The sequence below is a fragment of the Streptomyces sp. LS1784 genome (genome assembly GCF_020103755.1).
Lineage (GTDB): Bacteria > Actinomycetota > Actinomycetes > Streptomycetales > Streptomycetaceae > Kitasatospora.
Genome location: NZ_JAHSQD010000214.1, coordinates 1 through 12818, shown reverse-complemented (window position 1 = coordinate 12818; position 12818 = coordinate 1). Strand labels below are relative to the sequence as shown.

13 protein-coding genes are annotated in these 12818 nt (G+C 72.9%); 4 read left to right on the top strand and 9 right to left on the bottom strand.

Features of this window, described 5'->3' with window-relative positions; all coding sequences use genetic code 11:
* From pheT to infC, 7 genes are all read right to left on the bottom strand, one after another.
* Window positions 1-1958 (bottom strand): phenylalanine--tRNA ligase subunit beta (gene pheT / locus KS423_RS23440; RefSeq protein WP_224281596.1); only part of this gene is annotated, 1958 nt, incomplete at its 3' end.
* On the bottom strand, window positions 1958-3079 hold the full coding sequence (gene pheS / locus KS423_RS23435; RefSeq protein ID WP_224281594.1) for a phenylalanine--tRNA ligase subunit alpha: 1122 nt from the start codon (window positions 3077-3079) through the stop codon (window positions 1958-1960). The genes pheS and pheT, both read right to left, overlap by 1 nt.
* Window positions 3080-3387: 308 nt before the next feature.
* A complete protein-coding gene (locus tag KS423_RS23430; RefSeq protein WP_224281593.1) occupies window positions 3388-4491 on the bottom strand; it encodes an ATP-binding protein in 1104 nt (367 codons plus the stop codon).
* Between the two features lie 117 nt (window positions 4492-4608).
* On the bottom strand, window positions 4609-5475 hold the full coding sequence (locus KS423_RS23425; RefSeq protein WP_224281592.1) for an RNA methyltransferase: 867 nt from the start codon (window positions 5473-5475) through the stop codon (window positions 4609-4611).
* 98 nt (window positions 5476-5573) lie between these two features.
* Window positions 5574-5969, bottom strand: a complete 396-nt coding sequence (gene rplT / locus KS423_RS23420; protein WP_030055649.1) for a 50S ribosomal protein L20 — start codon at window positions 5967-5969, stop codon at window positions 5574-5576.
* Between the two features lie 109 nt (window positions 5970-6078).
* Entirely contained in the window at window positions 6079-6273 is a 195-nt protein-coding gene (gene rpmI, locus KS423_RS23415; RefSeq protein WP_045701618.1) for a 50S ribosomal protein L35, read from the bottom strand.
* Between the two features lie 142 nt (window positions 6274-6415).
* A complete protein-coding gene (gene infC / locus KS423_RS23410) occupies window positions 6416-7126 on the bottom strand; it encodes a translation initiation factor IF-3 (protein WP_224281598.1) in 711 nt (236 codons plus the stop codon).
* Between the two features lie 490 nt (window positions 7127-7616).
* Here infC and KS423_RS23405 point away from each other — a divergent pair, with 490 nt between their 5' ends.
* Window positions 7617-7994 (top strand): DUF1844 domain-containing protein, encoded by a 378-nt coding sequence (locus KS423_RS23405; RefSeq protein WP_224281591.1) that lies wholly within the window; start codon window positions 7617-7619, stop codon window positions 7992-7994.
* A 54-nt stretch (window positions 7995-8048) separates the two neighbouring features.
* Here the strand turns inward: KS423_RS23405 and KS423_RS23400 are convergent, their stop codons facing one another.
* A complete protein-coding gene (locus tag KS423_RS23400) occupies window positions 8049-8822 on the bottom strand; it encodes an SseB family protein (RefSeq protein ID WP_224281590.1) in 774 nt (257 codons plus the stop codon).
* 91 nt (window positions 8823-8913) lie between these two features.
* Between KS423_RS23400 and KS423_RS23395 the strand changes: the two genes are divergently transcribed.
* From KS423_RS23395 to KS423_RS23385, 3 genes are all read left to right on the top strand, one after another.
* Window positions 8914-10137 carry an amino acid deaminase/aldolase gene (locus KS423_RS23395; protein WP_224281589.1) on the top strand — a complete coding sequence of 408 codons (1224 nt, stop codon included), beginning with the start codon at window positions 8914-8916 and terminating at the stop codon, window positions 10135-10137.
* Between the two features lie 59 nt (window positions 10138-10196).
* Window positions 10197-10607: a hypothetical protein gene (locus tag KS423_RS23390; protein WP_224281588.1), complete on the top strand. Its 411-nt coding sequence runs from the start codon at window positions 10197-10199 to the stop codon at window positions 10605-10607.
* 241 nt (window positions 10608-10848) lie between these two features.
* Window positions 10849-11763, top strand: coding sequence for a lytic polysaccharide monooxygenase (locus KS423_RS23385; protein ID WP_224281586.1), 915 nt, complete (start codon window positions 10849-10851; stop codon window positions 11761-11763).
* 138 nt (window positions 11764-11901) lie between these two features.
* On the opposite strand, the gene KS423_RS23380 is transcribed toward KS423_RS23385, so the two are convergent.
* A partial coding sequence (locus tag KS423_RS23380) for a hypothetical protein (protein ID WP_224281584.1) occupies window positions 11902-12818 on the bottom strand: 917 nt, incomplete at its 5' end.

The following is a 12818-nucleotide window of genomic DNA, read 5'->3' as shown; positions in this document are numbered from 1 at the left end:
ACGGCGTCCGCCCAGGAGGCCTGGGCGCCCTTGCCCCACCAGCCCGACGGCAGCCGCTCGCCCGCGAGGGCGACGGCGATCCGGCGCGGCTGGTCCGGCAACGCGGCGTCCAGCGCGGCCAGCTCCTCGTCGCTGGGCCGGTGGTCGACCGCCGGACGCGGGGCCACGCTCAGCTCGTCCTTGGGCAGGAAGACAGTGCCGGTCTCGAAGATCGCCAGGTCGGTGTTGCCCCGGCCGATGTTGCGGCGCAGCGCGCCGAGCAGGCCCGGCAGCAGCGTGGTGCGCAGCGCCGGCTCCTCGTCGTTCAGCGGGTTGACCAGCTTCACCGTGCGGCGGCGCCGGTCGTCCGTCTCCAGGCCGAGCGCCTCGAAGGCGGCCTCGCCGAGGAACGGGTAGTTGTTGACCTCGACGTAGCCGGCACCGGCCAGCGCGACGCCGATCCGGCGGTTCACCCGCTGGGCCTCGGTCAGGCCCTTGCCCGGGGGCACGTTCGGCATCCGGGCGGGGACGTTGTCGTAGCCCTCCAGCCGGATGACCTCCTCGGCGAGGTCGTACGGGTCGGTGAGGTCGGGACGCCAGGTCGGCGGGGTGACCTCCAGGACGTCGGCGCCGGCGACCGAGCAGCCGATCTCCTGGAGGCGCCGGGTGACGGTCTCGCGGCCGTACGCGGTGCCGGCCACCCGGTCGGGCAGGTCGGCGGCGATGGTGATGGTGCGCACCGGGTGCGGGGCGGCGATGTCGGTGACCCCGGCCTCGGCGGTGCCGCCGGCGATCAGGACCAGCAGGTCGACGGCACGCTGCGCGGCGGCGCGGGCGGCCTCCGGGTCGACGCCGCGCTCGAAGCGCTTGGACGCCTCGGAGGGCAGCTTGTGCCGCTTGGCGCTGCGGGCGATGGCGACCGGGTCGAAGTGCGCCGCCTCGATGATCACCTCGGTGGTGCCCGGGCCGGCGGCCGGGTCGAGGATCTCGGTGGAGGCACCGCCCATCACGCCGGCCAGGCCGATCGGGCCGCTGTTGTCGCAGATCAGCAGGTCCTCGCTGGAGAGCTTGCGCTCGACCCCGTCCAGGGTGGTGAGGGTCTCGCCCTGCTCCGCCCGGCGGACCGTGATCGGACCGTCCACGCGCTGCTTGTCGTAGGCGTGCAGCGGCTGGCCGACCTCCAGCATCACGTAGTTGGTGATGTCGACGGTCAGCGAGATCGGGCGGATGCCCGACTTCTGGAGCCGGCGCTGCAGCCAGATCGGGGACTTGGCGTTCGGGTCGACGCCGACGACCGTACGGGCCACGAAGCGGTCGCAGCCGGCCTGGTCGTTGACCTTCACCAGGTAGCCGAAGGAGTTCGCCGGCGGCACGTCGAGCAGCGCCGGGTCGGCCAGCGGCAGCCCGTACGCGGCGGCGGCCTCGCGGGCCACGCCGCGCATGGACAGGCAGTAGCCGCGGTCCGGGGTGACGGCGATGTCGAGCACCTCGTCGACGAGCTGGAGCAGCTCGATGGCGTCGGTGCCGGGCTCGAACTCCGGCGGGAGCACGATGATGCCGTTGTGGTCGTCGCCCATGCCCAGCTCGCGGGCGGAGCAGATCATGCCGGCCGAGGTCTGGCCGTAGGTCTTGCGGGCCGAGATCGGGAACGGGCCGGGCAGCACGGCACCCGGGAGCACGACCACGACCTTGTCGCCGACGGCGAAGTTGGTCGCACCGCAGACGATCTCCTGCGGCTCGCCGGTGCCGTTGGCGTCGCCGACGTTCACGAAGCAGTGCCGGATCGGCTTCTTGAAGCCGGACAGCTCCTCGATGGAGAGCACCTCGCCGACCACCAGCGGGCCCTTGAGGTCCGCGCCGAGCTGCTCGACGGTCTCGACCTCCAGGCCGGCCCGGACCAGGCGCTCCGCGACGTCACGGCCGGTCTCGCCGGCCGGCAGGTCGACGTACTCGCGCAGCCAGGAAAGCGGGACGCGCATCAGATCTCCATCCCGAACGGGAGGGTGAAGCGGACGTCACCCTCGACCATGTCGCGCATGTCGGCGACGTTGTGACGATTCATCAGGATCCGCTCCAGGCCCAGGCCGAAGGCGAACCCGCTGTAGCGGTTGGGGTCGACGCCGCAGGCGACCAGCACCCGCGGGTTGACCACGCCGCAGCCGCCGAGCTCGATCCAGCCCTCGGAGGAGCAGGTCCGGCACGGCCGGTCCGGGTTGCCGACGCTCGCACCGCGGCACACGAAGCACTGGAGGTCGATCTCCGCGCTCGGCTCGGTGAACGGGAAGTACGACGGGCGCCAGCGCAGCTCCAGGCCGCCGCCGATCAGCTTCTCGACCAGCACCTCGATGGTGCCCTTGAGGTCGGCGAAGGTGATGCCCTCGTCCACCGCGAGGCCCTCGACCTGGCGGAAGACCGGGGTGTGGGTGGCGTCCAGCTCGTCGGTCCGGTAGACCCGGCCCGGGCAGACCACGTAGATGGGGGGCTCGCGGTCGAGCATCGTGCGGGCCTGGACCGGGGAGGTCTGGGTGCGCAGCACCACGCCGGAGTCGGCGGAGCCGTCCGGGGCCTGGACGAAGAAGGTGTCCTGCATCGAGCGGGCCGGGTGGTCCGGGCCCAGGTTGAGGGCGTCGAAGTTGAGCCACTCGGCCTCGACCTCGGGGCCCTCGGCGACCTGGTAGCCCATCGCGACGAAGGTGTCCTCGATGCGCTCGGCCATGGTGGTCAGCGGGTGCCGGGCGCCGCGCGGGGCGCGGTCGTACGGCAGCGTGACGTCCACCGCCTCCTCGACCAGCACGCGGGCGTCGCGCTCCGCCTCCAGCTCGGCCTGCCGCTTGGCGAGGGCCTGGTTGACGGCCCCGCGGGCCTGGCCGATCAGCTTTCCGGCGGCCGCCTTGGCGTGCGGGGGCAGGGCGCCGATCTCGCGGTTGGCGAGCGAGAGCGCGGAGCGGTCGCCGGTGTGGGCGACCTTGGCCTGCTTCAGCTCGTCCAGGGAGCCGGCGGCGGCGAAGGCGGCGACCGCCTCGTCCCGCGCCTGCTCCACCACCTCGGGCTTGAGGGCCTCGACCTCGACCGGGTCGTACGACTTGTTGGGTGCCGACATCTCTATCTTTCCCGTGCTCCTGCTCGTCCGTGCTCAGGTGTGTGGGGGCTCTCCCTCCTGCCCGCCATCGGGCAGGAGGGGCCCAACGCGCCACGATCGGCGGGGCCGGGGCAACGGGCAGCCGGTCTCCGTTCACCGGAGGCTCACGGGAGTGGTGTCCGCGGCTCAGCCGCGCAGGGCGTTGCGCAACGCCAAAGGTCGAGTGTAGTCGCAGCGCGTAGCGCGGCTGCCGTCAAGCCCGTCCGGACCCGGCCACAGCATGCTCCGGTCGTCGTTCGGAGCATGCCGTGCTTGTCGTTCAGGCTCTTTCAGAGCATGAAGTCGGGCACCCCGGCGGGCAGGATAAATCGGAACCGGGCGCCGCCGCCGGGCGCGCGGTCGACGCGGATCGAGCCGCCGTGGGCCTCCACGATGCCCTTGACGATATAGAGGCCCAGGCCCGTGCCGCCACGCTTGGAGCCGCGCCAGAAGCGGGTGAAGACGCGCGGCATCGACTCCTCGGGGATACCGCTTCCTTCGTCGCTCACGGTGACCGCTGTGCCTTCCACGATGCGGGGCGGGGTGCCGTTGCGCTCCCAGACGGGCGCCTCGACGACCTCCTTGGCCGGTGCCACCTCGATCGTGACAGTTCCCTCGCCGTGCCGCACCGCATTTTCCAGCAGGTTGGCGAGCACCTGGTCGACCTTGTCCGGGTCGGCCCACAGCACGGTCAGCGGCCCGCCGATCCGGATGTCGAAGCGCTCCTCGGGGATGCCGGTGGCGACCTTGCGCTCGACGTGCCGACGCACCGCCGCGGCCAGGTCGACCACCTGCTTGCGCAGCTCCAGCCGGCCGGAGTCGATCCGGGAGATGTCCAGCAGTTCGGCGATCAGCCGGGTGACCCGGTCGGCGTCGGCGTCCACGGTCTCCAGCATCAGCCGCTTCTGCCCGTCGGTGAACCGCTCCCACTTGGCCAGCAGGGTCGCCGTGAAGCCCTTGACGCTGGTCAGCGGGGAGCGCAGCTCGTGCGCCACGGTCGCGATCAGCTCGGCGTGGCTGCGCTCGGTGCGGCGCCGGGCCTCGGTGCCGCGCAGGGCGATCACCAGGCGCTCCAGCGGGCCGCCCGGCACGCTGCGCACGTAACGGGCGGAGACCAGCACCTCGCGCCCGCCGGGCAGCAGCAGGTTGCGCTCCGGCTGGCGGGTGCGGATGGCCAGGCCGCCGTACGGGTCGGTCAGCTGCCACCATCGGCGGCCGTCCAGGTCCTCCAGCGGGAGGACGTCCTCCAGCCCGCTGCCGAGCGCGGCCTGCGGAAGCACGCCGGTGAGCCGGGCCGCGGCCCGGTTGAAGCAGACCACCCGGCCCAGCGCGTCGGCGACCACCAGGCCGTCCGGCAGGTCGTCCGGGTCGAGCTCGGGCCCGCTGCCGACCATGGGTTGCCTCCCCGATTACCCACCGTGCCGTTCCCCCCACCGACGCAGACCCTAGCGCCTCGCACGCGCCCGCAGTAGGGCTTGCAACGGGGTGATCCCGGTGCGCCCCCTGGTGCGTCAGGCGTTCGAGCGGCAGCCGCCGGGCGAACGCTGGGCGCGGGCCGAGGCGTACAGGCAGACGGCGGCCGCGGTGGCCAGGTTGAGGCTCTCGGCGTGGCCGTGGATCGGGACGCGCACGACCTCATCGGTGAGCGCGCGGGTCTCCTCCGGAAGCCCCCACGCCTCGTTGCCGAACACCCATGCGCCGGGCGCGCCCAGGGTGCCCTCGTCCAGCTCCTGGTCCAGGTCGCGCTCCCCCGCGCCGTCCGCGGCGAGCACCCGGACGCCGGCCTCGCGCAGCTTCCCGACGGCCTCCTCGACCGGGACGCCGACCGCCACCGGCAGGTGGAACAGGCTGCCCACGGAGGCCCGGACGGCCTTCGGGTTGTAGAGGTCGACCGAGGCGTCGGTGAGCACCACGGCGTCCGCGCCGGCCGCGTCGGCGGTGCGCAGCACCGTCCCGGCGTTCCCGGGGTCGCGCACGTGGGCGAGGATCGCCACCAGCTTCGGCCGGGCCTTGAGCACCTCGGCGAACGGGGTGTCGATGAAGCGGCAGAGCGCCACGATGCCCTGCGGGGTCACCGTGTCGCAGATCCCGGCGATCACCTCGTCGGTGGCGGTCAGCACCGGAAGCCCCGCGGCCAGGGCGTCCTCGACGATGTCCGCGTGCCGCTCGGCGGCCTCCACGCCCACGTAGACCTCGACCACGGCGTGCTCGCCGGTGCCCGGCAGCCTGCCGAAGGCGACGGCCTCCCGGACGGCCTGCGGGCCCTCGGCCAGGAAGCGGCGCTCCTTGGTGCGCTGGTTGCGCTTGGCCAGCCGGCGGGCGGCGACGACGCGCGGCGAGCGCAGGGAGGTCAGCAGGGGGGTGTCGGTGCTGGGCATGGTCTCGTTCTCCGGAGGCGCTGAAGGAGGGGGCAAAGCAGGACCGGACCCGCAGGCGAACCTGCGGGTCCGGTCGGAGCTCAACCGATCTCGGAAGATCAGGCGGCGTCGGCGGCGGCCTTCGGGGCGTTCACGTCGGCCGGCAGCGCCTTCTGGGCGACCTCGACCAGGGAGGCGAACGCACCCGGGTCGTTGACGGCCAGGTCGGCCAGCATCTTGCGGTCGATCTCGACGCTGGCGGCCTTCAGGCCCTGCACGAAGCGGTTGTAGGTGATGCCGTTGGCACGGGCCGCAGCGTTGATGCGCTGGATCCACAGCTGACGGAAGTCGCCCTTGCGCTTCTTGCGGTCGTTGAAGTTGTAGACCAGCGAGTGGGTGACCTGCTCCTTGGCCTTGCGGTACAGGCGCGAACGCTGGCCACGGTAGCCGCTGGCGCGCTCCAGGATGACCCGGCGCTTCTTGTGGGCGTTGACTGCCCGCTTGACGCGTGCCACTTGATTACTCCTTGGGTTGGACCACGGACTACTTCACGTGGTCCGTCATTCGAATGGGTCGGGAAGGATCAGCTGCCCCGCTCGCGGCTCGCGCCGGGCGGGAGGGCGATCACTTGCCGAGAAGCTTCTTGATCTTCTTGGCGTCAGCGGGGGCCAGCTCGATCGTCCCGGCCAGCTTGCGGGTCAGCGTCGAGGGCTTGTGCTCCAGGAGGTGGCGGCGGCCGGCGCGCTCGCGCAGCACCTTGCCAGAGCCACTGATCTTGAAGCGCTTGCTGGCGCCACTGTGCGTCTTCTGCTTCGGCATTTCGCCGTATCTCCTCGTCGGTCCCGTCCACGCCCGCGCGGCGGTTGCCACGCGGGCGTGAACTGGATGGATCTGCGGTGACCGGGCGGGGCGCCCCGTCACCCTGTGGGCCGGTCTCCCGGGCCTCCTGGCCGGTGAGGGCTCAGGCGCCCTGGGAGGCGGCCGGCTGCTCGACCGGAGCGTCGGCCTCGACGGCCGGCGCCTCGGCCGGGGCGTCCTGCGCCTCGGTCACGGCGTCCTGCTCCTCGGTCTCCGCAGGGGCGTCGGAGCCGGCGACGCGGCCCTGACGCTCGGCCTTGCGGGCGTCCGCGAGGGCGCGGGCCTCGGCCATCGCCTCGGTCTTCTTCTTGTGCGGGCCAAGAACCATGATCATGTTACGGCCGTCCTGCTTGGGCGAGGACTCGACGAAGCCCAGCTCCTGGACGTCGTCGGCGAGCCGCTGAAGCAGACGGAAGCCCAGCTCGGGGCGGGACTGCTCACGACCGCGGAACATGATCGTGATCTTGACCTTGTCGCCCTGCTTGAGGAACCGGACGACGTGACCCTTCTTGGTGTCATAGTCGTGCGGGTCGATCTTCGGCCGGAGCTTCATCTCCTTGATGACCGTGTGCGCCTGGTTCTTGCGCGCCTCACGGGCCTTCATGGCCGACTCGTACTTGAACTTGCCGTAGTCCATGAGCTTGCACACCGGCGGCCGGGCGGTCGCCGCGACCTCGACCAGGTCGAGGTCGTACTCCTGCGCGAGCTCCAGCGCCTTGGCAAGCGGCACGATGCCGACCTGCTCGCCGCTGGGACCGACGAGTCGCACCTCGGGGACGCGAATCCGGTCGTTGATGCGGGGCTCGGTGCTGATGGGGCCTCCTCGGTTGCACCTTCTGCGATGCGGCCGTCGGACGGCGGTCGCACGTAGTGGACTCGACCACTGGGCGGGGCTTCATTCGTGCTGCGCTGTCCGGTACGCACACCGCCACACGAAAAAAGCCCCGCTCGGTACAAGCGGGGCTCCACACAACCGGGGGCTGCGCCCGGTGAGGGGCGCTGCGGCGACTCGGCGCCAGAGGCGCCCGTCGCGGACCGGGACCCGTCGGCCGCGAGGCCGATCAGGTGGGAGACTTTCGCGGTTGCCCTCTCGGGCCTCCTCAGTGGAGCCTCCACTTGCTGGCCAGGTGCCCATACGGGATCCCGGCCGGTCAGTCTCGAAGCCTACAGCGTCGCGCCGTCGAACGCCATTCCGCCTCTCCGCACGGCCGTGTCCGGGTGCGGCCACGGCCGTGTCCTGGTGCGGATGGGGCCCTTGTACGCTCCATGGGTACGGACACCCGACCCGATGGAACGAGCCCCCCTTGAGCAGCGAGCCCACCCAGACCCCCGGCGCGGACGACGACGCGATCGGCTTCGACGACCTCACCCGCGACATCGCCGAGGTCCCGGCCGTCGAGGTGATCACCACCGTCGCGGTGCACCTGATGAGCGCTGCGGCCGTCAAGTGCGGTCTCGCCGAGGGCGGCGAGAAGGACAAGGACCTGGACGAGGCCCGCAAGCTGATCACCGCGCTGGCCGGGCTGGTCACCGCCGGCGCCCCGGAGATCAGCAACTTCCACGCCGCGCCGCTGCGGGACGGGCTGCGCTCGCTCCAGCTCGCGTTCCGCGAGGCCTCGATCGTCCCGGACGCCCCGGGTGCGGGGCCGGGCGAGAAGTTCACCGGGCCGGTCTACTCCTGAGGCCGAACCTCGAAGGGGCTGACCTCCTCACGTGAGGAGGTCAGCCCCTTCTCGCTACCGCTTGTAGAGCGGCTCCCCCGGCAGCTCCGCGCTCGCCGGCAGCACCGCGAGGTCCAGCCCCCGGTCCAGCCGCACCCGCAGCACCGGATCGGCAGCCACCGCCTGCCCGACCCGCTGCGCGGCCGCCTGCAGTCCCGCCTGGTCCAGCGCCGGGTCGAACACCACCGCGAGCACCCCGTCCGAGCCCTCCGAGGCCGCCAGCAGCCCGGTGACCACCTGCGGCTCGGCCGCCAGCAGCCCGCGAACCGCCTCGCGCACCTCCGGGTCCCGGACCGGCGGCAGGAACGGGCGGTTCTCCGCGAGCGCCCGCAGCCGGGCGCCGCTCAGCGGGAACGGCACCGGCCCGGCCGGGTCGATCAGCAGGGTGTCGGCACGCTCGGAGAAGGCCACCATCGCGGCCTGCGGGGCCGCCGTCGGCGCCGGGCGGGCATCGGCGCGCCAGCGGGCGAGCGACTCCAGCGACGTGAAGGCCGGCAGCGCGCGGCGCCCGTCCGGGGCCTCCAGCACCGGGACGGCCATGTCGCTGGTCTTCTCGTGCCGGTGCCCGTGCTGGTCCACCTCGACCTCGCCGAGGATCGCGACGATCGGAACCATCAGCCGGGTGGGGGTCAGCGCCGCCAGCACCTCCGGCTCGGCCGCGCGGTCCTGCGACCAGCGGGCGAGGGCACCGGTGAGCGCCGGGGCGGCGGTGCCGTCGTCGTCGGAGAAGCCGGGGTTCGGGATGCTCTTGCCGACGAACGCCGGGTTGGAGAAGTCTTTGCGGTCCACCCGCCCGACCCTATGCCACCGCGCGTGAGCCGCCCCATTTCCCTGCACGCGGGGCCTACCCACCGGTAGCGCGGTGTGGCACCCTGCGCCCATGGTGATCCTCGACGCGCCCGCGACCGCACCCGCCCCGGTCTCCGACCGCCTCCGGTACGACCGCGCCACCGCCCACCTGGACGGGCCGGTGGCCGTCGTGGACCTCGCCGCGTTCGACGCGAACGCCGCCGACCTGGTCCGCCGGGCGGGCGGCAAGCCGATCCGGCTGGCCAGCAAGTCGGTCCGCTGCCGGGCGCTGCTGGAGCGGGCGCTGGCCGTGGACGGCTTCCTCGGGGTGATGAGCTTCACCCTGGACGAGTCGCTCTGGCTGGCCCGCACCGGCATCCGCGACGTCCTGCTCGCCTACCCTTCCGCCGACCGGGCCGGCTTCGCCGAGCTGACCGCCGACCCGGAGGCCGCCCGCGAGATCACCGTCGTGCTGGACGACCCGGCCCAGCTGGACCTGATCGACGCGGCCCGCGGAGGCGACGCCGAGGTACGGGTCTGCCTGGAGCTGGACACCTCGCTGCACCTGCTCGGCGGCCGGGTCCGGGTGGGTGCCCGGCGCTCGCCGCTGCGCACCCCCGAGGACCTCGGCGCCTTCGCCGAACTCGTCCAGCGCCGCCGGGGCTTCCGGGTGGTCGGCCTGATGGCGTACGAGGGGCACGTCGCCGGGGTGGGCGACCGGGTGCCCGGACGGCCGGTGCGCTCGCAGCTGATCCGGCTGATGCAGGCCAAGGCCCGGACCGAGCTGGCCGAGCGGCGTGCGGCGGCGGTCCGGCGGCTGCGGCAGGTGGCCGACCTGGAGTTCGTCAACGGGGGCGGCACCGGCAGCGTGGAGTCCACCGTGGCCGAGCGCGCCGTCACCGAGGTCGCCGCCGGCTCCGGGCTGTACCTGCCGCGGCTGTTCGACAACTACCGCTCCTTCCGGGGCCGTCCGGCCGCGCTGTTCGGCCAGCCGGTGGTGCGCCGCCCCGGCCTCGGCGTGGTGACCGTGCTCGGCGGCGGCTACCCGGCCTCGGGGGCGGCCGGCCCGGACCGCTCGCCGGTGCCCTACCTGCCGGCCGGGCTGCGCTACGACCCGATGGAGGGCGCCGGGGAGGTGCAGACCCCGCTGCTCGGCTCGGCCGCGGACGACCTGCTGATCGGCGACCGGGTCTGGTTCCGGCACGCCAAGGCGGGCGAGCTGTGCGAACGCTTCGCCGAGCTGCACCTGATCGAGGGCGACCGGATCGTACGGACGGTGCCGACGTACCGGGGTGAGGGGAAGACGTTCCTCTGACGCTTCGTCCGTCTTTGCCCTACCGTGGTGCCGACACCACGGCACGACAAGGGAGCAGCATGGACCCCGAGCTCACGGACATCGCCACGAGGGGCGCAACCGCTCTGGCCGGCCTCATGGTCACCTCGGCCTGGGACCGGGTGAAGCCGCGCGTTGCCGCGATGTTCGGCCGCAGGGCGGAGTCGATCTCCGAAGAACTGGACGAGACCCAGGCCGAGTTGGCCGCGACGCCGGACGGCGGCCGCGAGTCCGCCATCCAGAGCGCTCAGGGCGAGTGGCAGCCGAAGCTGCGCCGACTGCTGGCCAACGACCCGGCCATGGCCGCCGAACTCCAGGCGATCCTCGACGAGTTCGCTCCGAAGCCGACTGAGCGGTCCAACTTGCTGCACAACGACCTCAAGGACGTGACCGTCAGCGGCGGCATCGTGATCCAGGCCGGCACCATCACGGCCCGCGACATCGGGAGCTGACCTTTCCGGAGCCTTAACGGGGCCCGATGGAACGGCTAACCACAGCCGTCCGTCGGGCCTTTGTGCTGCTCGGGGGCCTACAGTCCGTCAACGAGGACAGCACGCACGGCTATTGCCTTCTGGTCCAGACCAATCCTACGCTCTGGCCGGGGGCCGCACGCCGGGCCGGCGGCTCCCGAACGGGCAGGCGTGCCCGTTCCCCCACACTCGCCCGGAACGACGGTCAAGGAGTCCCCACCCCATGTCCATCAAGCGAAGTGCCCTGTCCGTCGGCGTGATCGGCGCCGCGGTCCTCGCGGTGGCCGGTGCCACCGCCGGCACCGCCAGCGCCCACGGCACGATGACCAACCCCGTGAGCCGGGTCGCCGCCTGCTACGCCGAGGGCCCCGAGCACCCGGTGTCCCAGGTCTGCAAGGACCTCGTCGCCGCGAGCGGCACCCAGCCGCTGTACGACTGGAACGAGGTCAACATCGCCAACGCCAACGGCAACCACCAGGCACTGATCCCGGACGGCAAGCTCTGCTCGGCCAACCGCGACAAGTACGCGGCGCTGGACTGGCCGCGCACCGACTGGCCGGCCACCGCGGTGAAGGCCGGCGCCTTCACCTTCCAGTTCCGCACCACCGCGCCGCACGTCGGCACCCAGACCGTCTACATCACCAAGCCGGGCTACGACCCCACCAAGCCGCTGAAGTGGTCGGACCTCGACCCGACCCCGGTGGCCCGGGTGCAGGTCGACCGCAACGCCGTCAACGGCTCCTACACCTACTCCGGCACCCTGCCGCAGCGCACCGGCCGCCAGGTGCTGTACACGGTGTGGCAGCGCAGCGACAGTCCGGAGGCCTTCTACGCCTGCTCCGACGTCGACTTCGGCGCCTCCACCACGGCTGTGTCGGCGCTCGCCGCCCAGGCCCCGGCCGCGCCCAGCGACGCCCAGATCGCGGCCGACGCGTCCAAGTCCACGGTCGCCCACCACGGCCACGGCGGGGACCCGGACTCCCCCGCCGGCCAGGTGGTCCCGACCACCTCCGCGGCCGTGGGCGGTACCTCGGCCACCGGTCCGCTGCTGCTCGCGGGTGCCGCCGCGATCGGTGTCGGCTGGGCCGGCATGGTGCTCCGGCGCCGTCGCGTCGAGGCTGTTCAACGCGACTCCTGACGCCGGGCGCGGGACCGGGCCGGCCACACCCCCGTCCGACCCGGCTCCCGTGACACCACCCCGTGCGGCAGCGAACGGCGGCGGCCCATCCGGAGGGTTCCCCCCGGGTGGGCCGCCGCCGTGTGAGGAGCGCGGGGCTCAGGTGGTGGTGCCCCCGACGCCTCCGGAGCCCGCACCGGACCCGCCGGAGCCGGTCCCGGGCAGCCCCGGGATGCCCGGCAGCTTGCCCTTGTAGTCGGTGATGCCCTTGACGATGGTGTCCATCACCGCGACGTCCGGCGCCTTGTCGGCGATGTCGAAGCCGAAGTGCACCGAGACCAGCGACTTCCCGTCGGCGGACGGGAAGACCACGGTCTGCACGTAACCGTTGTTGCCCTTGGGCGCGTCCACCTTCCAGCGGACCAGGTAGCCGTCCTGGTTGTTGACCTTCACGGCCTCGGACTTGAGCTCCTGGTGCCCGGTGATGTCGCCGTACGCGGCCTTGGCGGCCGACGCGATGTCGGCCTTGGCCGCCGTCTGGACGTCGGAGCCGCCGCCGTCGATCCGCCCGGTGTTCACACCGCCGAGGGAGCATTCGCTCGTGCCGTCGGCGCAGGTGTACGAGCCGACGGTGAGCGAGGCGTAGCCATCGCGGGTGCTGCCGGCCTCCCAGCCGGACGGGGCCTGCAGGGTGAGCCGGTTGACCAGGTCGATCGCCTTGTCGGCGCTCGGGCGGGTCTTGCCGCCGCCCTTGCCGTCCCCGCTGCCGCCGTTGCCGCTCCCGCCGTTGCCGCCACCACCGTTGCCACCGCCGTTGCCGGGGTCGCTGAAACCCGGAAGGCCGCCCCACGGGCCGTTGCCGCCCTGCGGGGCCGAGCGGGCGCTGCGCGGGGCGCGGTCCCCGTGGCCGTCCATCACGAGGTAGGTGATGCCCGAGCCGGCGCCCAGGCCGAGGAGGGCGGCGGCGGTGGTCGCCAGCACCAGCTTGGAGGGCTTGCGCCCGGCCTTGCGCGGCGGCCCGGCGGGCGAGCCGTAGGCCGCGCCGAAGGGCGGCGGCTCCGGGTAGCGGACGGTCG

Excerpts from the sequence above, each read along its gene's own strand:
- pheS (WP_224281594.1), bottom strand. The coding sequence starts at position 3,079 with ATGTCGGCACCCAACAAGTCGTACGACCCGGTCGAGGTCGAGGCCCTC.
- KS423_RS23430 (WP_224281593.1), bottom strand. The coding sequence starts at position 4,491 with ATGGTCGGCAGCGGGCCCGAGCTCGACCCGGACGACCTGCCGGACGGC.
- KS423_RS23425 (WP_224281592.1), bottom strand. The coding sequence starts at position 5,475 with ATGCCCAGCACCGACACCCCCCTGCTGACCTCCCTGCGCTCGCCGCGC.
- rpmI (WP_045701618.1), bottom strand. The coding sequence starts at position 6,273 with ATGCCGAAGCAGAAGACGCACAGTGGCGCCAGCAAGCGCTTCAAGATC.
- KS423_RS23395 (WP_224281589.1), top strand. The coding sequence starts at position 8,914 with ATGGTGATCCTCGACGCGCCCGCGACCGCACCCGCCCCGGTCTCCGAC.
- KS423_RS23390 (WP_224281588.1), top strand. The coding sequence starts at position 10,197 with ATGGACCCCGAGCTCACGGACATCGCCACGAGGGGCGCAACCGCTCTG.
- KS423_RS23385 (WP_224281586.1), top strand. The coding sequence starts at position 10,849 with ATGTCCATCAAGCGAAGTGCCCTGTCCGTCGGCGTGATCGGCGCCGCG.